Annotated in this window: 19 protein-coding genes; 12 read left to right on the top strand and 7 right to left on the bottom strand. The window is 42.5% G+C overall.

Annotated features, from left to right (window positions below; genetic code table 11):
- Nucleotides 1-213: 213 nt before the first annotated feature.
- From B9T16_RS08140 to B9T16_RS08130, 3 genes are all read left to right on the top strand, one after another.
- Nucleotides 214-2439: a pentapeptide repeat-containing protein gene (locus B9T16_RS08140; protein ID WP_410244503.1), complete on the top strand. Its 2226-nt coding sequence runs from the start codon at nucleotides 214-216 to the stop codon at nucleotides 2437-2439.
- A gap of 35 nt (nucleotides 2440-2474) precedes the next feature.
- Nucleotides 2475-2858 carry a DNA sulfur modification protein DndE gene (gene dndE, locus B9T16_RS08135; RefSeq protein ID WP_006619856.1) on the top strand — a complete coding sequence of 128 codons (384 nt, stop codon included), beginning with the start codon at nucleotides 2475-2477 and terminating at the stop codon, nucleotides 2856-2858.
- A 147-nt stretch (nucleotides 2859-3005) separates the two neighbouring features.
- Entirely contained in the window at nucleotides 3006-3416 is a 411-nt protein-coding gene (locus B9T16_RS08130; protein WP_235181486.1) for a late competence development ComFB family protein, read from the top strand.
- Here B9T16_RS08130 and B9T16_RS08125 read toward each other — a convergent pair.
- From B9T16_RS08125 to B9T16_RS08115, 3 genes are all read right to left on the bottom strand, one after another.
- Entirely contained in the window at nucleotides 3413-4561 is a 1149-nt protein-coding gene (locus B9T16_RS08125; RefSeq protein WP_410244502.1) for a helix-turn-helix domain-containing protein, read from the bottom strand. The two genes, B9T16_RS08130 and B9T16_RS08125, sit on opposite strands and share 4 nt — an antisense overlap.
- A 175-nt stretch (nucleotides 4562-4736) precedes the next feature.
- On the bottom strand, nucleotides 4737-7850 hold the full coding sequence (locus tag B9T16_RS08120) for a CHAT domain-containing protein (RefSeq protein ID WP_410244501.1): 3114 nt from the start codon (nucleotides 7848-7850) through the stop codon (nucleotides 4737-4739).
- 228 nt (nucleotides 7851-8078) lie between these two features.
- Nucleotides 8079-9857, bottom strand: a complete 1779-nt coding sequence (locus B9T16_RS08115; protein ID WP_410244500.1) for an ABC transporter ATP-binding protein — start codon at nucleotides 9855-9857, stop codon at nucleotides 8079-8081.
- Between the two features lie 120 nt (nucleotides 9858-9977).
- Here B9T16_RS08115 and B9T16_RS08110 point away from each other — a divergent pair, with 120 nt between their 5' ends.
- From B9T16_RS08110 to B9T16_RS08095, 4 genes are read left to right on the top strand one after another with little or no spacing between them, the layout of a single operon-like run.
- Entirely contained in the window at nucleotides 9978-10610 is a 633-nt protein-coding gene (locus tag B9T16_RS08110; protein WP_410244499.1) for a hypothetical protein, read from the top strand.
- Between the two features lie 26 nt (nucleotides 10611-10636).
- Nucleotides 10637-11866 carry a diaminopimelate decarboxylase family protein gene (locus B9T16_RS08105; protein ID WP_410244498.1) on the top strand — a complete coding sequence of 410 codons (1230 nt, stop codon included), beginning with the start codon at nucleotides 10637-10639 and terminating at the stop codon, nucleotides 11864-11866.
- A gap of 46 nt (nucleotides 11867-11912) precedes the next feature.
- Entirely contained in the window at nucleotides 11913-13190 is a 1278-nt protein-coding gene (locus B9T16_RS08100) for a hypothetical protein (protein ID WP_410244497.1), read from the top strand.
- 15 nt (nucleotides 13191-13205) lie between these two features.
- Nucleotides 13206-14486, top strand: coding sequence for a glycoside hydrolase family 10 protein (locus B9T16_RS08095; protein WP_410244496.1), 1281 nt, complete (start codon nucleotides 13206-13208; stop codon nucleotides 14484-14486).
- 5 nt (nucleotides 14487-14491) lie between these two features.
- Here B9T16_RS08095 and B9T16_RS08090 read toward each other — a convergent pair whose 3' ends face one another.
- Complete coding sequence (locus B9T16_RS08090; protein ID WP_410244495.1) at nucleotides 14492-15847, bottom strand: hypothetical protein; 1356 nt, start codon at nucleotides 15845-15847, stop codon at nucleotides 14492-14494.
- A gap of 208 nt (nucleotides 15848-16055) precedes the next feature.
- On the opposite strand from B9T16_RS08090, the gene B9T16_RS08085 reads away from it, so the two are divergent.
- The gene (locus B9T16_RS08085) at nucleotides 16056-16925 is read left to right on the top strand and encodes an NAD(P)-dependent oxidoreductase (RefSeq protein ID WP_410244494.1); all 870 of its coding nucleotides are present in this window, start codon (nucleotides 16056-16058) and stop codon (nucleotides 16923-16925) included.
- 58 nt (nucleotides 16926-16983) lie between these two features.
- Here B9T16_RS08085 and B9T16_RS08080 read toward each other — a convergent pair whose 3' ends face one another.
- Entirely contained in the window at nucleotides 16984-17535 is a 552-nt protein-coding gene (locus B9T16_RS08080) for an SWIM zinc finger family protein (RefSeq protein WP_315669949.1), read from the bottom strand.
- A gap of 253 nt (nucleotides 17536-17788) precedes the next feature.
- Here B9T16_RS08080 and leuC point away from each other — a divergent pair, with 253 nt between their 5' ends.
- The 4 genes from leuC to B9T16_RS08060 all read left to right on the top strand — a co-directional run bounded on the left by leuC (nucleotide 17789) and on the right by B9T16_RS08060 (nucleotide 22628).
- Nucleotides 17789-19198 (top strand): 3-isopropylmalate dehydratase large subunit, encoded by a 1410-nt coding sequence (gene leuC, locus B9T16_RS08075; protein WP_410244493.1) that lies wholly within the window; start codon nucleotides 17789-17791, stop codon nucleotides 19196-19198.
- A gap of 95 nt (nucleotides 19199-19293) precedes the next feature.
- The gene (gene leuD / locus B9T16_RS08070; RefSeq protein WP_410244492.1) at nucleotides 19294-19899 is read left to right on the top strand and encodes a 3-isopropylmalate dehydratase small subunit; all 606 of its coding nucleotides are present in this window, start codon (nucleotides 19294-19296) and stop codon (nucleotides 19897-19899) included.
- A 123-nt stretch (nucleotides 19900-20022) separates the two neighbouring features.
- On the top strand, nucleotides 20023-20685 hold the full coding sequence (gene purN / locus B9T16_RS08065; protein WP_006619841.1) for a phosphoribosylglycinamide formyltransferase: 663 nt from the start codon (nucleotides 20023-20025) through the stop codon (nucleotides 20683-20685).
- Nucleotides 20686-20924: 239 nt separating this feature from the next.
- Complete coding sequence (locus tag B9T16_RS08060) at nucleotides 20925-22628, top strand: asparagine synthetase B family protein (protein ID WP_410244491.1); 1704 nt, start codon at nucleotides 20925-20927, stop codon at nucleotides 22626-22628.
- On the opposite strand, the gene dndD is transcribed toward B9T16_RS08060, so the two are convergent.
- Both dndD and dndC read right to left on the bottom strand, forming a co-directional pair.
- A complete protein-coding gene (gene dndD, locus B9T16_RS08055) occupies nucleotides 22625-24610 on the bottom strand; it encodes a DNA sulfur modification protein DndD (RefSeq protein WP_006619839.1) in 1986 nt (661 codons plus the stop codon). The genes B9T16_RS08060 and dndD overlap by 4 nt on opposite strands.
- 159 nt (nucleotides 24611-24769) lie before the next feature.
- Nucleotides 24770-25839: DNA phosphorothioation system sulfurtransferase DndC (gene dndC, locus B9T16_RS08050; RefSeq protein WP_410244490.1), on the bottom strand; the 1070-nt coding region annotated here is incomplete at its 5' end.

The following is a 25839-nucleotide window of genomic DNA, read 5'->3' as shown; positions in this document are numbered from 1 at the left end:
TACCATAGACACAGCCAGTCTCACCCCTTTGACAATGCTATAACTGCTAGGTAAGTGCTGGCTGTGGCTGAGGAAATCCCCAAATTTGATCAAATTTTGACAGTGACTTTACAGCTTAAATTAGACTGAACACGCTTAATCAAAAACGGTAGATATTTGCGGGTTGATTTCGGTCAATTATGGTAAATGTAGGGCAATTAAAGGGGGCTATCAATGGCAAGTTTTGACAAACCTAGTGGAACTTATGACCAGGGGGAAAAATCCTCGTCATTCTATCATAATCAGTCGGACACTGAGAGAGTACAGGAGAAAATTTATCAGTATTTTATCGAGAGGGTAAAACAGGAAAAACCCGATGAAGTTTTGGCTAAGTTTGAAGCAATATTTCTGAAATTTTCTAGCCCGGTTGACCGGGAAATTAAAGAAAGTTTGAAATACCTGATTGCTAAAAATCAACAGCAAAAATTTCAAGAATTAATCAAGCGCACTTGTTATATTTTAATCAATAACTGGTATGTGGGGAGATATTCTGAGTGTGTACAAAAACTAATTGCCAAGCTGAATGAAGTTAGACAGCAGGATTTTGGGGGTGATGATGAAGAGCATATTTGTTTACATAATTGGTTAATTAAATTTTTAAATAGTTCTGATTATCAAGATATTAAGGCGGTCACACAGGTAACAATTAATCAGAATTGGAGCGATCGCTATAAAACCTATTTATTAGTTTCTCAATATGCTAATCCTGACAACTCTTGGGAACATCGAGAAGTAGCGAGAAATTTATCACAACAACTCCGGGACAAATACAAGTTTGAATTAGCTATGTATTTATCCCGTTCTGAGTCTGCCAGTTATCCCCATAAGGATTTAAAAAATCCTACCCATCTTGGTGCGGAAGTTATTACTCTAATTAAAAAGGCTATTTCTACTCAAAGTGTCTCCCAAAGCAAAGTCAAAGCTGACCATTTTTTAGAACAAGTAGAGCCCTTAAAATACGGAGACTTTAAACATAAGTTTTATGATTATTTAATGGTGAATGTTGACTCCAAACATCCCTTCAATGTGATTAGTTCCCGCCTAGATAAAATGCTAAATGATTTAGGCAACCAATGGAGCGATCGTCGGATGAATGCCAATATGATCCAGAGAGTTTGTAATCAGACCCTGGAATTTTTGACCATGAGGAGTAATGGTAATCCTTCCCCTAATTTCACTTTGTCAATGAAGCACGCCACTCATTTGACATTAGCAATTATTTTAATGAAAGTAGTTTTAATTTCTCCGAACAGTCGAGAGCATCTGGATTTGTGCATTTCTAGGATTATTAGTTATTATCAAAATTCCGATGAACAGCAATGTAAAATTGTCATCCAGTTTTTAGAGGTTTTTAACTTAGTCTCTACTTTATTCACCGAAAATATTCAGTATAATTTAGTCTCAATTAAATCTGAGGATGGCATCTTACCATCAGCCACTGAGCTAGAAACATCTCGGCTATTTTCTCAGTCCCAAGGACTAGACCTGCGCCAGACCAACTTAAAAGGAGTTAACCTGAAAAAGATGGATTTAACAGGTGCGGATATGCGAGAAAAAAACCTCGAGGGAATGAGTTTAATTCAACTAGATTTGCGACTGGTAAATTTAGCGAAAGCCAACCTAAGCCATGCTATTCTTAACGGTTCTAAATTAGCTGTTGCTAATCTGAAGGGAGCGAATCTGCAAGAGGCGAGTCTGGTAAAAGCAGACCTAAGACGTGCAGATATGGAAGAGGTTAATCTGAGTTATGCGAGTCTAACAACTGCTAAGTTACAACGAGCGAATTTGCGATCGGCTTGTTTAATTGAAGCTAATTTAATGGCAGCCAGTTTAGAAGGCTGTGACCTAAAGGGTGCAGATCTAAGTAATGCCAATTTAGAATCAGCTAAGTTAAACCAGGCTAATTTAGCTCATGCTAATCTACGGGGGGTTAATTTACGCAATGCGAACCTGCGAGGGGGTAATTTAGAAGGGGCACATTTAGAAGGTGCAGATCTTAGAGGTGCGGACTTACAGGGTGCTAATTTAAAGGGTGCTAATTTATACAGAGCCAACTTTTATCAAGCTAATATTACAGAAGGTAATTTTAATGAAGCGAAGCTGAGACGAGTTAATTTTAACCGCAGCGATTTACGGGATGCTGAGTTAATAAGAGTTGACCTCAGTAAAAGTCGTTTACGAAGTGCTTGTTTGCGGGGTGCTAATCTAAGTCAGAGTAATTTAAAGGGTGCTGATTTGACTCGTGCTGATTTAAGTAATGTTAAATTTACTGGTGCTGATTTGAGTTTTACTTTAATTCGTCATGCTAATTTAAGTGGGGCTGATTTAAGGAATGCTAAACTTGAAAAGGCGAACTTATTTGGTAGTAATACTGTAGGCTGTATCAGAAATGATGTATAACTTTTAACAGAAACTGTTAGAGAGTTACTGAGATTATGGAATCACCAGTTGAGCGTTTTCGCTTATCGGAAACAGCTAAGGACCAATTGATTAAACTGAAACGAATCACTAAAATTGACCAATGGAATATTTTATGTCGCTGGGGTTTCTGTCGTTCCCTTGGGGAGTCGAGTCCCCCTTCTCCGGTGCCGATCGCTAATTATAGTAATGTGGAACTAACCTGGCGAGTGTTTGCGGGTGAGATGTCTAATATTTTAACAACTGCTCTCAAACAACGCTGTTATGAGGATGGCTTAGGAACTTCGCCGGAAACCCTCGAACAACAATTTCGGCTACATTTACACCGAGGTATTGGCTATTTGGCGGGGGATAGTGAACTGCAAACCCTAGAAGACTTAACAGATTTAGTGTTAAAATGAAAGTATTGGTGCGAGACGTTTACTGTAATAGTGAATAAGAGACAACTGTGAAAGTATTTGATAGGGTGTTTTGCTTAGGTAACAAATATTAAGCCCGGTGGAGTTATGGCTAATCCGGGTTTTTGTAAATCTTGGGGGATTGAGATTATGGCAACTATTAAATCCAGGAAATACCATAATGTTATGGAAGATCTAGTGTCTGAGGAAGTCCGACGACAGTTAGTTTCGATGTCTCCTCGGCTAACTCAATATATTAAACGGGTGGAGGTAGAAACCTATGCTTTAAACCGTTTACCACCTCTGTATGCTTGCAGTAGAGAAGGATGGCTACATCAAAAGCGGCGGGGGACTGAGGACTGTTATGAGCAGGTAAAAATAGCAGTGCGTCAGGCTTTGGCTGCTGTTCAGCGGGATTTGTTGAGAAATTCGACTCCCTTGGTAGGGGATGAGGAGGAACACAAAACTGCCACCACAGCTACTCATCCCGTGACTAAGGGATCTAAAGACCCTGAGCAATATAAATATTTGCGTAAAAGTAACTCTTATTACAACCGTTAGGGGTTATGAATAAAGTTGCTTAACTCCATGCTGATTAATTCCTGTGGGATTAATTCTGGGGAGATTCTTTCTGGTGGGGCGATATCTGCTCCTAAAACAATACCTTGCTGATGGTTTTTTAAACCTGGTACGGCTGATTTGGCTTCGGATTCAGATTTACTATCGGGTTTAATCTCAGGTAGATCTGGGGGTAATTCAGTTTCTGGGAGAGGTTGATCCGCTATCCAAGCAATGCCACCCAGGGAAGCTGCTAAAATGGCGGTATAACCCAGATATAGGTGAACAGAATTCAGATAAAACCTAGAGTCTAATTCAATTTTTGACCACGAACGAACTAGGGTCGGGTCAGGACTGGGAGTGGGTAGGAATCCGGCTAAAGCACTGCCGTTAAGTCCGAGAGCATTGCCTAAACGACATATAAACCCTCTCAAATAGATATCTTCGGGTAGGCGATCGATTTGACCTTTTTCGATCGCTTGTATAACTTTAACTGGGATGAGAGTATAATGATGAACTTGCTGTAAGGTGATGCCATGCTCGGCGCGAGTTTTTTGTAATTTTTTGCCGATTTGACACAGACAAACTTCCCGCCTTTTTTGGGATTTTTCGGCCTGTTGTGCGGGGGTGAGTTTTTTGGGTTTTTTCTTCTTGGCTGTGGTGGTCTTGGGTTTGGGGGTGGGATCTTTTTGACGGGTTTTTAATTGGCTATGGGATTTATCGTGATCCTCTGGTGAGGATACGGGAGAATTATCTGTTGGAGGTTTGGGTTTTTTGGCAGATACTTCTACTTTTGACGGGGATGAGGAGGTTTCAGATGTGGGCTGAGGTGTTGGAGAATGGACGGAAGGCTGCGGCGGTGGGATAATGACGGTTTGATCGGCGCTGACTAACATCATTCTCTGCTGTCTGATTAACTGTTTAACAGAAAGCTGGATCGCCTCTCTACCAACTGCTTTGATGACTATTTCAGCTTTAGTGGCGGCTTCCCCTAACATCTTTTGGAGGCTTTGCATAGCAATCTGGTAAACTTCGCTGTTGTGCAATTCTGCCTCAATCTTATATAAAAGCGATCGCATATCCTCTGAGGAAATCTCGGCTGCCATCCCGGTGGCGCTGAAGTTAACTGTGGGATTAATATCGTGCATTATCGGTCTCCCCTAATCCAAGTGCTATAATTCATTTTTCAATGGGTTGATTCTCAGTCCGGATGAGGATCAAAAGAATCTTGATTGTGTCCTGTGTCGGTAAGGTCGGCTAGATAGCTGAATTAGAGGAGGGTTTCAGGGAAGGTCGGCTATATCTTATAATTAGGTATTTATCTTAACCCAACCCAGCTAAGGTAAATGCAGCCCAGTAGTAGGGGTTAGCAAAAGGAAATTCTTGTAAGTTGAGGCTGGCTAAAATGGTTTTTTGGTCATTAATTTGTTTCAGGTTTTCGGGAGTTTTCACCTCCTCAAAATAGCTCTCTAATTCGGGCTGGTAAGTTTCCATTAACTCGGTTTTGGTTAAACTTCTGAGTCGAATTTGAGCCTGTTTTAGGGCTTCTAGGGGGCTTAATTCTTGACGATATTGATAGTAGAATTGGCTAAAAATGGCGGTGGGAATTTCTCCGGCTGACCATAGGGGATAAATAACTGTTGTGGCTCCCATACCCAGAAAGGCACTACTAAAGTTGATGAATTGTTGATCTATTAGGGAAGAGGTGCGGTTTTGGTCTGAAGCTGTTGTATAGGTCTGACAGCGGGAAATGAATACTTCTAGGATTTGGGGCGATCGCATATTGAACAGGTCTTGTAGAGATATAGATTCTGTGCCTAAATTGAGTTGAGAGGATAGGGGATTATCCATATTAAAGCTCATGGGATTTCCGATATATAAAACCTGGGCAGATTTCAGTAATTTTTGATACTGATTGAGGTTAATCTTGTCATTTAGCAACTGTTCTGAGGGGATAGAATAGCGTTGGGCTAAGGCTGCACATTCATAAGTTGCTAGTAGTGAGGTAGGTTGAGAATTGCCCATTAATCCCCATGGGGTTGAGATATTTAATGCTGTGATCGGAGACTGAGGCTGAGACTGGCGGGCTTCTCTAACTTGACGGGATAAATTGAGAATATGGCTACTGGGGGCGATTCTGACCCGGAAGCGATCGCCTAAAAATTCCTCGCCGCCAGCAATTGGTAAAGCGACAAACGGACAGCGATGTAAGACTAAATTCGGAATAATTAGCAGTTCGTCAACTTCCACAAGATGTTCACTAATTAGGCGGTCTATATCCAGACGTTGAGCCAATTCTGCCAACATATCTTTCATGCGATCGCGGCTATTTTTGGGAGTTTCTATATCCAATTTTAGCCAATAATTAGTCAACCAAGTTTCTAAGCTGTCGCCTGGTTGTTCAGGACATATATGCAGGGCAATTTCTACGGTGTTTGTAGCTGACCAAGCATCATCATTACTGCTCTGTTTTACTATAAAAATATAGGCGCACTTTTCCGATGTATAGAAACTTAATAAAGCCGTTCGAGAATGTATGAAAGTCTGTAGGATTTCTTGACTCCACGGTTCAACTCGCAGCAGACCCGCCAGGAAGGGGTCTAGGGAGCGGATCTGATTAATCAATTGGTCATTTTGAGTGGCTAAACCATTGAGTGTAGCCGTTTCCGCCCGGAATATAGCAATACTATTCATCCTAATTCCTGCTGCGGCAAACTGTTTCATTTCATCAGACTGACGGCGAAAATGGAGGGTGTCAATTTGCTGCTGAAGCCGTTGATATTTTTCGACAAGTTCAGTTAATTGTTGATCTATTCCGGCATAATTATTAGACAGCAAGCGGACTAAATGTTGAATGCGGAAACGTTCCCCATATTCAAAAGCTAACTGCTGCTCATTAGCATTAATACAGGTCTGCACCATGCGACTATATAACCCGGCGACTTCCCTAGTAACTTCGTGGCGATGAGTGGCGGGAATAATATTTGTGTAACTGTTTTCTACAGTGTCAATGGCTCGACTATAACCTGATATAGCCAAGGACCAATTTTGTTGCGAAAAGCCGATATCCCCCAGATGTCTGGCTGCTAGTAAACAGTGCATAGGAAGGGTTAAGGGTGTGGTTTTTTCTAAACTTTGTTCAAAGGCTTGAATCGCATTATCAAAGTCTTTAATAGTTTGGTATGTTTGACCTAAATTATTAAGGGCTTTGACTTCTTGGCGCAGGTCTCCGGTTTCTTTGGCGATCGCTAAGGCTTGTTGATAGTTGTCAATGGCATTCTGTGCTTCTCCTTGGCGATAATAGGTATCGCCTAAATTGAGTAAAGCGATTATTTGTCCTTGGCTTGACTGCATTTGTTGTGTTAACTGGAGATGCTGTTTATGGTAGGCGATCGCTTGCTCTAAATCTCCTTTAATTTGATAGGTCATCCCCATATTACTCAGGCTATTTGCCACCCCAAAATTATAATTAATACTGCGGGCAATTTTCAGGGCTTGATGGTGGATTGCCGTGGCGTTATCATACTGTTTGATGGCAGTATATGCACTTCCCAAACTAGCTAAAAAGCTGGTTTCTCCGAATTTATAACCTAATTCCTCGGCTTTTTCGGCGGCTTTTTTGGTATGGGCGATCGCTTCTTCGTAGCGCCCCAAAGTAGAGTATAATTGACCCAAAGAACCCAGCACATTGACCTCCCCAAAACGATAGTTAATTTTTTGGGTAATTTCTAAAGCCTGCTGATAGCCAAACAAGGCTTGATCATGTTGACCAATAGCATAGCAAACATGGGCAAGACTGCTGTAGGCGTTGGCTTCTCCCTGGGGATATTGAGTTTTTCGGGCTACAGCTAAACACTGTTGATGGGCGGATATAGCTTGTTCATATTGCCCTAAAGAATGATAGATATTACCTAATTTACCCAAACAATTAATCGCCCCGCGATGGTTATTGACTTCCTGATAAAGAATCAGGGCTTCTTGCCAAGATTTAAAGGCTTCCTGGAATTCATTATTTTGGAACTGTTGAACTCCCTGTTTGAAAAGTTCCTCAGCTTGGGATTGTTTAGCTGTAATTTGTTCAGGAGTTAGGACAGGTAACTCAGGTTTTGGTTGGTCAGAAACTTGGGAGGATGCTGTGGTCGCCACTGCTGGTACAGGTTGAGCGACGGGTTGGGGTTGTGGGGCTGGAATTTTCTGCTGAATGAGAGTCGAGACATTGCCAAACTCTTGAATTTGAGTGGCTATTTCTGTTAATCGTTGGGCATCTTCTTCACAATTTCGCTCTACAAGAACTTGGCAAACTTCCTGTAAAAATGGCACAAAATCCTCGTCAATTACGGCCATATTGCCTTGGAGGACTTGCAGATATTTCTCTGGAGAGTATACAAGCAAACTGTAAACAATTTCGTAGTAGGCTTGCTGAAGATGTTCATCCATTGCGATCGCGATTGATTGTTTAGGTCGGTTTTGCACTTGGGGTACAGAGCCAGAGATTATGGGAACACTCCCGACAAGATCTCCCCCTCGAATTTTACCAAGATTAATAGCTATTTACCACAGACTTGATCTGATTTCCGTTAATTGTTGCTATTTTCCACCGGGATGGTTGCACTAGGGAGAAGGAGAATGGGAGGAATGAGTCTAGGAATAGTGTTCGGCAATTCTCTAACTGCTAAATTGCTGGGAATAGAAATAAGCATAACGACCACCAAGTGCTAATAATTCAGTATGAGTTCCGGATTCGGTAATTGTACCATGTTCAACTACTAAAATGCGATCGGAGCGGCGGACGGTGGCTAATCGGTGGGCGATAATAAAAACGGTTCGACCCTCCATGAGTCTTTCTAAGGCTTGTTGAATCAGGGTTTCTGATTCAGAATCTAGGGATGATGTCGCTTCATCCAGAATTAGGATTCTGGGGTTTAATAAGACTGCTCTGGCGATCGCAATTCGTTGTCTTTGTCCACCGGATAAGTTGACTCCCCGTTCCCCTACTATGGTTTGATAACCTTCGGGAAATTGGCTGATAAAATCATGGGCGTTAGCGATTTGGGCGGCGGATTTGACTTGTTCAATATCATAATCAGTTTGACCAAAGGCAATGTTTTGGGCAATATTACCAGAAAATAATGTCACTTCCTGGGGTACTATGCCAATTTGTCTACGGAGACTGGGAAGGGTGACATTTTGGATATCTATATCGTCAATCATAATTTGCCCCTGTTGGCGATCATAAAATCTAGGGAGGAGGCTAACAATTGTGCTTTTTCCGGCCCCTGATGCACCGACTAAGGCTACCATTTGCCCTGGTTCTACTAAGAGATTAAAATCGACGAGAACGGGCTTATTAGGGGCAGAATCTTGGCTGTAATTATGGCTGTTTTGTGTAAAGGTGGGATAGGTAAAGGTGACATGACGATATTCAACTTTTCCTTTGACGTGAGGAAGGGCGATCGCATCAGGTTTTTCTATGACGTTTGGCTGAATGGCGAATAGTTCAAAAATGCGATCGCAGGAGGCTTCTCCCTGTTTGAAATCACTATAATTACTGGTGGTTAAAGCAATCGGATCAATCAATAAAGCTACGGCAGTCACATAACTAATAAAACCTGTTCCGGTTAGCTGACCTTGGGAAATTTGCCAGCCTCCTAAGAAGAACAAAAAGACTACACTCATAGCTTCCAAAAACCCCACTACTACAAACTGTAGGGCTTTAATTCTTTCCGCCAAAAATTTCGCCTGTCGGTTATGTTCTGCTTCTAGGGAAAATCGAGATATTTCGTAATCTTCGGCGGCGAAGGCTTGCACTAAACGGATGCCGCTAAATACTTCCGTCAAGAGGGCGGAAAGGTTAGAAATACGGGTTTGACTTTGGCGGGTAAAGGCGAGGAGTTTTTCCCCAAACCAGCCAATTAATAGCGCCATCAGAGGGGCAATAATTAGGGTGGCTAGGGTTAGTTTCCAGTTCAGATAAAGCATATAGCCCAGAACGACTATTAGCTGCAAAATGCAGGGGATAAATTGATGAAATAATTTGTTAATGACTTCGCCAATTTTATCTATATCTTCGGTGAGACGATAGGATAAATCTCCGGTTTTGGCGGTTTCAAAGTAACCAACATTTAGCCGATGAAGATGACTATATACTTGTTTTCGCAGGTCTAGGGCGATGCTTAGGGCTGCTTTGGCCATCAGGGTATCTTGACCATATTGGACAGTTCCCCGAATTAGAAATATAATGGCAGCAACCCCAGCAATTTGGGCGATCGCTTCTACATCCCCCCGACCAATATATCCGGCTATTTGACCCATTAGCCAAGCTAATAGCGGCCAAAATGCGGTAAACACGAGGGTACAGGTTAGGGCTTTGGTGATCGTTCGTGACTGGGGACGAACATAGGGCAATAGTTGCCAGTAACTTGATGATTGTTTCAAGGATGCCACAGATATTAATACTATTTGTTTAGGATATCAGTTGTTAAGTCTCTGGAATTTGCTAATTGTCAATTGAAGTTGTAATCAAATATGAATTTTCGATTGTTTTAGCTGATTTTACCCGACAACATGAATAATAAACTTACTCAACAACAGTTAGATCAGGTGATTGCTGAGGTTGAACGCCTATCGCAAATGCAGGAAACTGAACTCGATCGCCAACAGGTCCAAGAAATTCTGGAGGAATTAAATTTACCTACTGAAAATCTTGATCAGGCGCTGATGCAGGTTCGCCGTCGGGAAGTCTTGGCGGCAGAAACCAAGCGAAACCGAATCTTGATGATAGGATTGGGATTAGCTTCTGTAGCTATTGTCGGTGGCGGTTCCCTGTGGTTTTATCAACAACAACAGGCGATCGCCCAAGTTTATGCTAACCCAAATCAAAGCCGTTTGACCTTAGAACGATTCGACCGGGTTAGTCATTTTGACATCATAGACTCTCAGAACTCCCCCACAGTTTACTATCAAGTTAGGTTACAACAAACTCCCAAGGGTCGTCAACTAGAATTAGGATGTAATTGGATTAATCCTTTAGGTCAACTCGCCCACCAAAATCGCTATCAAACTCGTACAATTGATAAGAATGTCTGGAATACTCGCTGTCGGCATCAGTTGGGTCCGACTTCACCACCGGGAACTTGGCAGGTGGAAATGTTTTTAGGCGATCGTATTTTAAGCCAATCAGAATTTATCGTTAAATAACAGCAGTTAAATCACATTAATAATTAATGAATATCACTGAAGCCAAAACCATCAACTATAACCAGTCTCAAAACTTGCCTTTTTCTGCCGATTTAGCGCAAAAACTACTAGATATATATGGTTCGCCTCTGTATGTATATGATGCTGAGATTCTCCAGGAGACAATTAACCATATTGGTGGGGCTGTTAACTATCCAAAAACTCGCTTTAAATTCGCTAGTGTCACCAATGGCAATATTGCCTTACTCAAGATTTTTCAACAGGCTAACTGGGGACTCCACGCCAATACACCAGGAGACGCATTTTTAGGACTCAAAGCTGGCTTTCATCCCCAGCAAATAGTTTATAGTGGCAGTAATTTAAATCACCGGGAGTTTCAATTATTATTAAACTGGGGAATCACTACCTATAATTTAGACAGTCTCGACCAAATCCAGCTATTTGGGGAAGTTTTCCAACAACTAAAACCTGATTTTTTCCCTAAGTTAGGATTTCGGCTAAATCTGCCGGAAATTAATGGCGATAGTCGCATTGGTGTTAATCCCCAGGAATTTCCAGAAGCCATCAAAATAGCCTCATCCGCTGGCTTAAAAATTAGCGGACTGCATTTTTATCGCGGCACTGGCACTAATGCAACTTCCTCTTTTACCCAGGTTATTAAACCCCTGTTAGCTATCGGTCAGCAGTTACCAGATTGGCAATATCTGGACTTTGGCGGTGGTTTTGGCTACCCCTATCAACACCAAAAATCAGCCTTTGATTGGCAATTGTTCGGGGAACAAATCACGGCAGAACTTAATCAACTTAACCGAGAAATTGATTTAATTATTGAACCAGGAAGGTCGGCGATCGCCTCCTGTGGAACCCTATTAACTCAAGTAGTCTCAACTAAATGGCAATCCCCAAAACAGATAGTGGGAGTTGATACCACAGTTGCTAATTTATCCGTTCCCTCAGTCTATGGAAATTATCGAGAAATTGTGCCATTTTCTGATACACCCAACCATTATATTACTGATGTTTGTGGAAATACCACCTACTCCCGCGACTATCTGGGAAAAAATCGCCAACTTCCGCAACTTAAACGGGGAGATATCCTCGCTATTTTAGACTGTGGCGCTTATGGTTACGCCATGTCTTCCCACTTTCTGCACCGACCTCGACCAGCGGAGGTCTTACTAAAACAGGGAAAACATCAGTTAATTCGCCAACGGGAAGATTATAATATTCTCTTAACCCAGCAGGTAGATATTTAAGTTAAAATCAATTGGCTGCCAGGTTTAATTATCAAACAATCAGATTATGAAGTGTATCAATTGTGGTATCGAGAATAACTTTAAAGAACGCACCGCCTATGGTGGCAGATGTAAAAGTTGCGGACATCAATTTGTATTTGAACCTAAAACAGGTTCTCCCTTTAGTGACCCCGGCTTTCAGAAATATATTGAATCAGTTTCAGGTCCGGGGAATCTTTTATTCACCAAAAAACAATTAATCTACTTTTTTGAACGCAAATTAGGCCGAAAGAAGAAATTTACCCCCTATCCATACGCCATACTATTCCTGATTATATATTTTTGGGTAACTATTTTATTTTCTGTGCCACTCCTGGTTTCGTTCATAACTTTGATGATATTGTTGGCACAAATAAAGGCAGAAAATAAACCCGTATCATTGCGTAAACAACAGGCGAGATTTTTGCAATTTATCGGTTTGTTTGAGATATTGGCATCAGTAATATTGTTGATGTTGAATGTCAACAACATCAGATTTATAATTTTCCTGCTGAGTGTAGGTCTGGGTTTATTTATGATATATGTAGGAGAGAGTCGTCGTCAAATGCTTAGTCATGCTCTTGACAAATTTCCGCTCGCATCAACAGAATTAGATAGTTGGTTAAATCGCTGGAGTGTAGTTAATGGTCCCATAGGTAAACTCTTACCACCTCCCAAACAATCAAAGAGTAATGCTATGCTTGGTCCTGACATTACCTCCTATAGTTTCGATCGCCTGATAGTGTGTGATAATTCGGCGATCGCTCAATTTTTAATTGCTAATAACTTTCACTTCAATCACAATTGTGCAATTGTCAGTATTACTGGATATCCTGAAAATATTTTTTCCACCATCTTAGAAATGGCTAAACGCAATGCCGAATTAGTAGTTTATGCCGTCCATGACGCTACTATTCGGGGTGTCTCCTTAACCCATCATTTGCGGAATACCCCTCAATGGTTTGCCAACACTACTATACCTATTTATGACGTAGGTTTAACACCCCAACAAGTTTTAAATAGTAAAGGTTTCTTTATCCGTAATTCTGAGACATTCGAGGCACAATCACAAGCCATCTCTCCCGAAATTCGCACCACCCTATCACCGGAAGAAATAGCATGGTTAGAAGCCGGAAATTTTGTCGAATTAGAATCATTACCACCAGCCAAACTCTTACAAATTCTCAGCCGACAATTTAACTTAAACTCTACTAAGTGGTCAGATGACACCACCAGTAGTGATAGCACAGTTGATGGCAGAACATCTACAGATATCGCTATCTTTGCTTCTTCGAGTTTCGGTTAAATCACCACCCCTTGAATGCCTAAAATTATCAAATCCGTGAAACCCCTAAATTTGTCTAAATCTTTAATCCGGGTAATCCTGATAATTTTAATAACCTGTGGATTAACCATAGCCGCAATTCCGCCTGTCACCATACACCAAACAGCCGTTAGTGCGGAACAGGAAATTCGGGGAGTATGGATAACCAATGTTAGCAGCGGAGTCCTGTTTGTCCCCTGGGGAATAAACCGCGCCCTAGACCAATTATCTACCCTTAATTTTAACACAGTTTACCCAGTAATTTGGAACCGAGGCACGACATTTTTTAAGAGTGCAGTCAGTCGCAGAGTCACCGGACAATCCCAAGATTCTCTACTACATATCAGCCGACTAGGACGAGATATCCTGTCGGAAATTGTCATCGAAGGACATAATCGCGGATTACGAGTAATTCCCTGGTTAGAATATGGTTTTATGGCTCCCATCAATTCTCAGTTAGTCAAGAGACATCCCGAATGGGTAACAACTACCAAAGATGGTAGGCTAATACTTCCTAGATATACCACGGAACCAGAGCCGGTTAATGCCAGATTATTTAATCAAATTCGGAGGCTGTTGCTATTAAGTCCGATTCGCAATGTTTGGCTAAATCCTTTACATCCAGGAGTCCAGAGATTTCTGGAAGATTTAATCATAGAAGTGGTGATGAAATACAATATAGATGGTATTCAACTTGATGATCATTTCGGTATTCCGGTTGAGTTTGGTTATGACCCCTATACGGTCAGCCTTTACAAACAGGAACATCAGGGAAAATCTCCCCCAGATAATCCCCAAGACCCGGAATGGCGGCGGTGGCGTTCTAACAAAATTACTGACTTTATTGAACATTTAGTTACAACTATTAAAGCCACGAAACCTGATTGTATTGTTTCCCTATCTCCTAATCCATACGAATTTACCTATAATGTTTATTTACAGGATTGGTTAACTTGGGTCAATCGTGGCTGGATAGATGAAGTTGTGTTACAAGTTTATCGCAATAGCTTAGAAGGATTTATCAAAGAACTGGAACACCATTCGCTGATTACTACTCAACAAAAAGTTCCCCTAAGTATCGGTATTTTAAGCGGTACTTTGCATAATCCTGTGGCGATTAAGGAGATTGCTGCACAGGTGCAAGAAGTACGCGATCGCCATTTAGATGGTGTATGTTTTTTCTACTGGGAAACACTCTGGAGTTACCTAACGCCTGATTCACCAAAAAAACGTCGTCAGGTGTTTGAGATGATGTTTTCAGAATCGATTGTAGACTAGAGTTTTTAGGTGGATTTCCCATCAGATTGGTTGAGACGTTTCTGCCATTCTGCATCAATTTTATCAGCGTTAGCAGCTTCTTGGTCAAGCATATCGGTTTCTGTGGTATAAGCCAAATCCTGATTGCTAATGACGGTTTCTGCCGCGAATTTTCGGGCATATTTTAACTTTTGTTTAAGGGTATCATCAGCTTGATTTAAGGCGATCGCATGAGACTGGCGGTATTCATTACGCACGGCGATTTTACCATTGCGCCACTGTACCCAAAAATATCTAATTAAAGGGACAATCATAAAACCCGCACCATAGGCAAAAAGTAGGGGATAAATTATCTCCACAAATGCCACTAAGCCACCCATTTGTGCTGCTATTGCGCCATCTTCTAGTAAATGACCTAAAATCAATGCGCCGACGAAATTAACCGCACCTAAACCCGCTGCTAACATTAACTGATTAGAAGTAGCATTGCTAAACTTCCAATTATTTTCTTTGAGGTAGGCGGGGACGGGTTGGGGTCGATATTTAGTGGCAGTGGTTTGTAATTCGGGAAAATGATATACTAACTGTCCTTGGGGACTCACTTCTGGCTGTCCGTTAAACCTAGTTAAAACTGGCAGCATATAGTCCTCAAATTCCTGGGAATATGCGTTACCCAAATTATCCAAATAAGGGGCAATTTGTTCAGCTACTACTGCACCTTGATTATTGCGAATTACTGTGGCGATTCCCTGCCAACGCTGTGCTTCTAAATTATAGTTAGGGTTGCCATCTCCAAACAGGAAAGAAAACACGACTTCAAAGAAGTTCATTTTCTCTTTCTTCTGTTTCTTGGTAATCTTCTGTTGCTGGCGATAATAATTGCCATTATCCCAACTCAGGAATGAGAAGGAGTTAGGGTGAAACCAAAAGTGGGGAATAAAAATGAGGCCGCGACCACGGGAACCGCCGCCACCACCGCCGCCACCGCCACCGTTGCGATTAGAATCGCCAAAAAATAGAATCGCTGCAATGGTTATAAAAATTAGGACTATGGACACCAATAACATAATCCCAAAGGAAATGCGAATTAAATAAAATAGTATTCGCCAGACTTTTTGCCACCATTCATAAACTCTTAACCGCCAATATCGATTTCGCATGACAGCGCGAAAATTCTGGGGAAATAGGAAGGCAATATCCCCAGACTCAGCTACTTGTAGGTGTCCTCCGGCTTCTGATGCTAGGGCTAAAAGTTGCTGTTGAGCGAGGTTAACTTCAAGGCCAGCTTGAATGGCGACATCAGCGCTACTGACGCGATATCCCAGCTTTTCGACAGCTTCAATAATAGCGGGGGAACTAGCAGAATTAAATAGGTTAGACATGATTAAATCTTGACATATTCCTAGTGATTTCTATTTACCCATTGATATGATCGTTATGGTTTAGGGGTGAGCATTGGCAAAATCTGCTGTCAGCACTTACCCATATTGTAGTCTATAATCAAAGAGTTTTGAAAATATTATTGGTTAATGTCTGATTGGAATAATTGGGCAATCATTAAGATATACAATAACTGCAAATAAGTTATTGATGCTCATGAAAGTTGGATTAATTGGAACCGGACTTATGGGAGGACCGATCGCCCTGCGACTATTGGAGGGGGGATTAGATGTAGTCGCCTATAACCGCACTGCTACTAAATTACAGCCTCTTGAGGATAGGGGAGTAGCGATCGCCTCATCGGTAAAAGATGCGATCGCCTCTTGTGATTGCACTATTTTGATGTTAGCAGATGCGCCCGCCATTGAAAATACGGTACTATCCGCTGATATTCGCCCACACTGGCGGGGTCGCGCCGCCATCCAAATGGGTACTATTGGCCCACGGGAAAGCCAAGCCATCAGAGACAAAATAGTTGCTGTAGGGGGGGAGTATATGGAGGCTCCGGTTTTGGGTAGCATTCCCCAGGTAAAATCCGGTACACTTCAGATTATGGTGGGGGGAACTGGCGAACAGTTGCAACGGTGGGAGAAAGTCCTTGCACCCCTGGGGGAGGCGATGCTAATTGGGGAGGTCGGTGCGGCGGCGGCTGTGAAATTAGCCCTCAATCAACTAATTGCGTCCCTCACGGCGGCCTTTGGCTTGAGTCTCAGCTTTATTGAGCGTCAGGGTGCAGATGTTGAAATTTTTATGAAAATTCTCCGGGATAGTGCGTTATATGCGCCGACCTTTGATAAAAAGCTACAACGCATGGTTGATGGGAATTATGCCGATCCCAATTTTCCGACTAAGCACTTGTTAAAGGATACTAATTTGTTTATCAATGAAGCGATCGCCTCTCAGTTAAATGTCGCCGGACTATCGGGGGTGCAAGAGATAATCGCACAGGCAATCACCAATTTAGATTTGGGCGACCTGGATTATTCGGCATTAGTAGAAAGCATCAGAAACCCCAGCTAATTATATCATAAAATATCCCCCAATAGTATTTTTTAACTACTGGGAGATATAAATTTAATTAATTAGATGACATCTGACACAATTGGGCAGCAATTTGATGTTTACAAATGGTTTGCCGATACCGCCAATCTTCACAGGTACATCCTCCCGATTTTACTAAGGATAGGGTATGATGATCGGGGTTCCAAACTACTGCACCTTGGGGGATTAGGCGCACTTGTAGAGGTTCTAGGGCTACTCGATTATAGCGAGATAGGAACATTTTAGCCTGGTTTTTATCGACGGCAACCGTGCCTTGATTGGTCTGGATAATTAAGCTGTGGTCGGTGATGTTAATCTCCAAAATTCGGGAATGTTTTACGCCTCGAATTGACAGATAACAAGACCAAACCCTAGCAAAATCAGCTTTAGATACGAGACGACTGCAACGACCAGCGGAAGTTTTATAAACGAGTCGCGGGGTATTGCCGGGGCCGATAGTATCAATATTTTCGATTTTGATGGATTGAGAAATGAGAGGGGAAATTTTGGGGGTTTCTGGCTCTACCAAAGGGGAAGAATAAAACCCCAACCGGCTGTTAGCAGCGGTGGCGATCGCACTTTTACTCATTGTGGTATTATACCCTTGTGATCAAAATATTGGGGACTGAGCGCTCTATCCAGAATCAAGGGGGGAGAGCGCTCTTTTGTTAACTCTATTATAGCAAATCGGAAAAGTGATCGGGGGCTAAAACCTCAGATAGTTGGGAAATTCGGGCATTTGAGGGGGTCGAGCCGTCGCCCCGCTTTACCACCGTTCCCAAACAGGTTAAAATAGGGCAGATATATCAGCGCGTTGGATACGCCGATTAACCGATGGTTTTATGAGCAAAGGAACACTATTTGATAAAGTTTGGGACCTCCATACAGTGGGAACCCTACCATCCGGTGAGACTCAACTCTTCATTGGTCTACACCTGATCCATGAGGTGACAAGTCCCCAGGCTTTCGCGATGTTACGCGATCGCCAATTGAAAGTCCTATTCCCACAACGCACCGTCGCCACGGTGGATCATATCGTCCCCACGGAAAATCAGGCCCGTCCCTTTGTGGATGTCCTGGCTGAGGAGATGATGCAAGCCTTAGAAAAAAGCTGTGCGGAACACAAGATCCGATTTTATAATATCGGTTCGGGTAATCAAGGCATTGTCCATGTAATCGCACCGGAACAAGGCCTGACTCAACCGGGAATGACGATCGCCTGTGGAGACTCCCACACCTCGACCCACGGCGCTTTTGGGGCGATCGCTTTTGGTATCGGTACTTCCCAAGTTCGGGATGTCCTCGCTTCCCAAACCCTAGCCTTATCAAAACTCAAAGTTCGTCGCATTGAAATTAACGGCCAACTTCCCCCAGGGGTCTACGCCAAAGATGTCACCCTCCATGTGATTCGCCAATTGGGAGTTAAAGGCGGCGTGGGTTATGCTTACGAATACGCCGGCACCACCATTGAAGCCATGTCAATGGAAGAAAGGATGACTGTTTGCAATATGTCTATTGAAGGTGGCGCACGTTGTGGCTATGTTAACCCCGATCAAGTCACCTTTGACTATCTCAAAGACCGCGATTTTGCACCCAAAAGCGAAAATTGGGATAAGGCGATCGCCTGGTGGCAAGAAATTCGCAGTGATGCCGATGCGGTTTATGATGATGTGGTAACTTTTGATGCTGCTGATATTCCCCCCACCGTCACTTGGGGAATTACTCCCGGACAGGGTATTGGCGTTGATGAGGTCATCCCTAAACCGGAAAATCTCCCCCCCAGCGATCAGGCGATCGCATCAGAAGCATACCGCTATATGGAGTTTACCCCCGGAACTCCCATTGAGGGAACCAAAGTTGATGTTTGCTTTATCGGAAGTTGCACCAACGGACGCTTAACCGACCTACGGGAGGCGGCTAAATTTGCCCAAGGTCGCAAAGTCGCCGCCGGGGTGAAAGCCTTTGTAGTTCCCGGTTCCGAAAGAGTTAAACAAGCCGCTGAGGCTGAAGGACTTGATCAAATCTTCCGAGAAGCAGGTTTTGAGTGGCGAGAAGCCGGGTGTTCTATGTGTTTGGCTATGAACCCTGACAAGTTACAGGGAAACCAAATTAGTGCATCTTCTTCTAATCGCAATTTTAAAGGCCGTCAAGGTTCCTCTACCGGACGCACATTATTAATGAGTCCCGCCATGGTAGTCGCGGCGGCGGTTAACGGAAAAGTTGCCGATGTTCGTAAGTTAATCGAAGCCTAGTTAATTAGTACCCCCATTACCTGATGCAACCGGGTAGGGGGGAACTCTCCTTATTTCCTCTTGTTAACTAATCGGAATCTTCCTAGTCAAAAATCATGAGTAAAATTCACAAGGTGTCAGGACGCGGTATCCCCTTAGTTGGTGGTGATATTGACACCGATCGCATCATTCCCGCCCGGTTTTTACGCTGTGTAACCTTTGATGGTTTGGGACAACAAGTATTTGCTGATGACCGTCAACAATTAAACGGAAACCATCCCTTTGACCTCCCACAATATCAAGGTGCTAATATCTTGGTGGTTAATGAAAATTTTGGCTGTGGTTCCTCCCGAGAACACGCCCCCCAAGCTATCGCAAAATGGGGCATTCAAGCCATTGTGGGGGAAAGTTTCGCCGAAATCTTTTTTGGTAATTGCGTGGCGATCGGAGTTCCCTGTGTCACCGCTACACCAGAGGCGGTAACACAATTACAACAGTTATTACAGCAAAATCCCCAAGTTGAAATTATCATGGATCTGGGGGCGCTGAAAGTTCACGGCGGCGACCTAACTATTGATGTGAACATGAATGAAGGATCGCGACAGTCTTTTATTAATGGTAGTTGGGATAATTGCGGTCAGTTGATTGCTAATCATGACCAGATCCGCACTACTGCTGCTAAGTTGCCCTATTTGCAATGGGATAATTCGGCGATCGCATAATCTTTCCCCAGCCTTGGTAGTAGGTTGGGTTGAATATTTCGCCTAACCTATTCCCGTTTCGCGTATACTTACTCAAGTGCCGGAATTCTTCTAGCCACAGCAGCGATATCATTGCTTAAATCCATGATTCCCTATCAAAACCCCATTGATTCTACACCCTATCTAATTTATCCCCCCTTACCTGACCCCCTATTTATTCCCGGAAAACCCATCAAATTAGGGGTTTTGGCTTCCGGTAGTGGCAGTAATTTTGAAGTAATTGCCCAAAAAATACGCGATGGACAACTTAACGCCCAAATACAGGTTTTAGTTTACAATAACCCCAAGGCTAAGGTTAAACAACGCGCCGAAAAGTTTGATATTCCCACTATTCTGGTTAACCACCGCGACTACCCCACTAGAGAAAGTTTTGATCAGCAGGTTGTTGATACCCTCAATCAATATGATCTTGATTTAGTTGTATTTGCGGGATGGATGCGAATTGCTACCCAGGTTTTGGTGACCGCTTTTCCTCACCAAATTATTAACCTACACCCCGCCATATTGCCCAGTTTTCCCGGTATTCGTGGCGTTGAACAAGCCTTAGAATCGGGAGTTAAAATAACAGGATGCACGGTTCATATTGTCGAGTTGGCTGTTGATAGCGGCCCGATTTTGATGCAAGCGGCTGTCCCCGTTTTACCCCAAGATACCCCCGAAACTCTCCATCAGCGCATTCAAGTATGTGAACATCAGATTATGGTTGGGGCGATCGCTTTGATGACCCAAAAATTGCCGTTAACCTAATTTCATGAAGTTTTGTAAAGAAAAGTTAAGAAATGTTAAAAAAATCGCCTTTTTTGGGGGAGGGGTAGCTTTTGGGATGGACTTGTGCTATACTTTTTAGATAATGGGAATATTGCCAATTTTTTAAAAAACGGTTAGATTTTTATTATGAAGCATTACACTTAAATAATCCCACAAATTGCACCAATTTGTCAACCCCTGTGAAGGAATTTCGGCTAAAATGCAACTTGGAGCAGAATATGTCTTTTTTATCATCCTGGCAGCTTTTGAAACCTCGTCATCGTCAAAGATTACCAGGGCCAGAAATCCGGCCAAATTGGTGGGTAAGTTTAGGTAATTATATCACTCCATCGGATGAAATAACTTGGCAAGAGGAGACAATTGCCATTTACCAAACCCAGCCAATTATCAGCTTAAAGCAGCGATTTGTCATAGTAGGGGACAGTAGTTTAATTAACGGGGATATTGAGGAATTATTAGACCATTTAGACAGCAGGGATAATATTCCCCAAGTCCTCTCGGAGTTACAAGGAATGTTTGCCTTAGTAATTTGGGATAGAAACCAACGGCAACTGTGGCTAGGGCGAGATCCTGTAGGCGCGAGAAATCTATACTATACAATTAACGAAGGTATTTTGCGGGTAGCACCTCGTCTGTCAACCCTAGGGAAATTTCATCCCCAGCAATTAGATTATCTAGCTTTACGAGACTATCTTTCTTGTGCGTTTATTCCGGGAGAACAAACCATCTGGGAAGGGGTAAAAGAAGTACGTCCGGGGACAATACACCAATGGTCAGACGCGGGGAAATCTCCAGAAATACAAGTTTATTGGCAACCTGAAGAACAAATAGGCGATCGCGATCAACCCCTAGAATATTACAGCCAAAAATTGCGATCGCTTCTTAATGAAGTAGTGGAAGAATCCCTACCTATTGGGGAACCTGTCGGCACTTATTTATCAGGTGGATTAGACTCTAGTGCCATTACAGCTTTAGCAAGTCAATTTCATCAGCATCAAGTCCATACTTATTCTATCCATTTTGGTGCTGAATATCCCAACGAATTAGAATTTGCCAATTTAGTAGCCGAACATTGCCAAACTCAGCATCATATTCTGGAAATAAAGCCAGAAAGTGTATGGGATAATCTAGCAATTACTATGGCAAATTTAGACGACCCCATTGGTGATCCTCTGACGGTTCCTAACTATTTATTAGGACAGGTAGCTAAACAGGATGTCGGAGTTATTTTAAACGGGGAAGGAGGCGACCCCTGTTTTGGCGGTCCGAAAAATAAGCCGATGTTACTCTATGAATTGTATGGGAATATTTACAACCATTTTCCCAATCGTCTGACCACCTATTTAGAGTCTTTTAAAAAATGCTATCCCCATTTACCGGAACTTCTGAAACCAGAAATTTGGCAGCAGGTGAAAGATGCGCCGTCAGTATTTGAACCCGACTTAAATTCCGCCCAAGAATATTTAAATCGGTTGATGCTAATTAATATTAAATTTAAGGGGGCAGACCATATTTTAACCAAAGTCAGTAATATGACCTCGGCGGCGGGTTTAGCAGGGCGATCGCCATTATTTGATCAGCGAATTGTTGACCTAAGTTTACAAGTGCCACCAGCATATAAACTCTCTGCTGCTAATGAGAAAGCAGTGTTAAAAGCAGCGGTTACTGATATATTACCAGCATCGATTATTTATCGCCCTAAAAGTGGGATGCGGGTTCCTGTAGGTTCATGGTTTTACCACCATTGGAAACAACGCACCCAGGCATTATTATTAAATAAAAATGCGGCGATCGCCCCCTATATTAACCAAAAGTTTATTAAAGAATTTTTTAATCCACAAAGTCCGGCTTATCAAAAATTTGGCATAAAACTCTGGTTATTAGTGAGTTTAGAAATTTGGCTACAAACCCATCAAAGTTAATTGTTGATAAAATAACCAGGTACAATAGTTGTATGTCCTTGTTTGGGGTCATATTTGAGTAAATATTCACGGGCGATCGCATCTTGTTCTCGCAGGCTTTTTAATTCGGGTTCGCCAATTTCTGTGTCTGTAGATAGCAAAATTACCTGATGGCTGGCGGAGGGAAAATATCGTTCAATTAGGTTGTAGCGGTGAGAAGAGTCTAGCCTTCCGAGGGGGGTATCAATAGCAACAGGAAGCTGGCGACCAGAAACCCGCGCTAGACCCCACAAAAAAGCGATCGCCAATAGTTGTTTTTCCCCTGCAGATAAGCGATGTTTGGGGACGGGTTGACCTTGGGGGTCATACAGAGACAAACTAAAATCCTGGGTAGCAATAACCACTCGATGAACTAGGTCTGATTTATGGAGAAGATAGCGGAAACATTCAGTGACTTCTATTTCCAACTTATTAAGTTTTCGGAGAGTCAACTTTTCCCGAAATTGTACTAAAGTTTGCTGTACCCTTTCGGAAGTTTGGATAATGTGGTTGGCATTTTTGCGATCGATAGTCACCTGGCTATATTGCGACAATTCTTTTTTAGTTTTTTCCACCATAGCCTCATAGCGATCGCGCTGACCTATAGCTTGATCATAATCATTTTTCACCTTTGCCACATCCGCCGCCGCATCAGAAACGGCCTTTAACAGTTCTTCGTAAACCTCCGGGGGTGCCGCCACATTTAGCTGTCTTTCCTTAGCTACAATCGTCTCTTGAATGCCTATCAGCTCCTGTTTTAAAGACTCCGTTTGACTAATTTGATTAGGCAGTTGATGTTCCAGGACACTGGTAAGCTGTCGGAGAGTAATTTCATCCATATCTAACCAAACTTCCCGTAAATACTCATCGGAATTTTGGGAACTCTCCGACTCCAAAAAACTCCGAACTTTATCCAAAGTAATCTCTCCTAAATCCAGAGTTTTTAAATAGTCGAATAATCGGCGATCGCGTTCCGCCACCACCTCCCGCGCAATTCTGGCTTTGTGATCACTGATTTCCTTTTCACCCTGCAATTTTGCCCTATGTAACAGAGGCTGAATTAATCCCAAAGGCAACATATCCGCCGCTATTTCTCTGAGGCGATCGCGCTTGCCATTTAACCTCTCTTGTTCCTTGTGTAATTGTGCTTCAATTTGGTCTCTATCTTGGGCTAGTTTACCCCCTTCAGTCCGAAACTTATCACGAGTTTCTTTTTCTCGTTTATGGGCTTTTTGCAACTCCCCATCAACTCGCAAAACCTCCAACTTTGCCTTTTCTAAATCTGCTATTTGTTCATTTAATCTCGACTCAATTTCCTCCAAAGTAGCCAACTCAGAAACCTCAGCCAACTCCTTACGTTTCCGACTCACCAAAATATTCAAATCCACCGATAAACGTTCAGCCAATTCCAGCCCCAAAAGCGACTGAATAGCCTGGATAACCGTAGTCGGAGGACTGTCTAATTCCGCCAATTCCTTCACCTGTTCCCCATCAAATAGAAACAAATTAGAAATTCCCAAAGGAAAGAAATCTTCAACCCGTTCATCCCAAGTTTCAACCAAACCCTTATCCGGCCAATCATCAATTAAAATACCCAAAGTATCCTTACCATTTTTCAGATTTCTATTCCAGCGTCTTTGTATGCGGAATTCCACCTGTTTATTTTCTAAAATATGTTCAAATAATAGTTCAACACAAGTTTGTTCATGGGGCGGCGTATGTTTATTAATCGCCTGTTTCAGAAAATCAGAATATGCAATATTTCCCCTAGTCGAACATTGGGCGCGCGCACCATAAAAAACCAAACGCATAGCATCCATTAGCGTAGTTTTTCCCCCTCCATTCATCCCTCCAAGTAGGACAATAGGACTGACCGTTTCACCAGTAATTTGCGGACGCAGGTTAATCACTTGTTTACCGCGATAGGGGCCGAAGTTTTGCAGAGTTAATTCCAGGAAAATCACAGAATAGCAGTTTCCGTAAAGGTTAATAGAGTCGAGGCAGAAATAAACAACTTATTGAGTAAGACATCAATTTTCATCCTACAGGGTTAATTAATCCCACCTGTGACCCATCACAAATCACAGTATAACTAACCCCTACAGTATCTTAATACATCAGCCCTAACTAAATTTGAGACTCGCCCAATTTAGTTGTTGGGGAGGTTCGGGTTTTTCACCATTGACAATTTTTTTGATATCTTCAACTTTTCCTTCCTTAGCTGCTTGTTTCAGGTTCCGCTGATAGTGAGCATTTGCGATCGCTTCTGATTGCGATCTTGAACTGGTTTCAAAGCATCTTTCCAAGGTATCATAGATTCCGGTACGCCGCGACATCGTTTTATACTGTCGTTCAGTATCCAGCAGTTTCGTCATTAGTTCTAAATACATCATATCTCCTTCGCTGAGTTCCTCCAAAATCTGCCATTCATCTACACCCAACATAGCATTATTACCAGGACGCGGGTCTTCAAAAGGTTCTCCTGTTACCTCTTGATAAATTCTCGGTAAGCTATCATCAAATTCGTGTTTTTCCTCCAACCATATCCTCCGAATTTCGCTAAGTTCCTCCGGTTGAATTAGGGTGATATCCCGCATATCAGGCGGTGCATTTTTACGAACCTGTTGTTGAGCTTCTAATACCCGCTTTAACCAATATTCCCGCCATTCTCGTTTATAAGGTCCTGGTATCGGTTCGACTGAGGTTTCTCCATCAACATTTCTTTCAAATAATTGCACCGTCCCAAATATCCGCCGGAAGTCTCTTTTATCGTGATCATTCCATATATCTAATTCATTACGAATATCTAAAAGAGGCTGCATCCACTCTTTAGCTTCATCGTTTAGGATCATGGCTTCCATTGATTTATCTTGACTTACCATTGTGCAAACCCAACAGCCAAAACGAGAACTTCCACAGCTAGGGGTTGAGGTATCAATAACTAAGGGACATTCATTGTCTGCTGTAGCGCCTCGATACATTTCAAACAAGTCTTTATTATCTTGTCCCCAAGGGTTTTTAAACTGCATTAAATACATCCAAACTTCATCAGTTCTCCAATCCTCAATTGGTAAATAAATTAAACAGTTTGGTCTTTTGGGATTGGTATTAAGGCGATCGCGTACTCGCCATTTCCTATGCTTCTCCATACTAGCCGCGCGCTTGGTACTTTCAGCCTTACGAGTTCCTAAAG

It is taken from the genome of Arthrospira sp. PCC 8006, assembly GCF_046480465.1.
In the GTDB taxonomy this organism is placed as follows: Bacteria; Cyanobacteriota; Cyanobacteriia; order Cyanobacteriales; family Microcoleaceae; genus Limnospira; species Limnospira platensis.
This window is presented reverse-complemented; position numbering and strand designations above follow the sequence as displayed.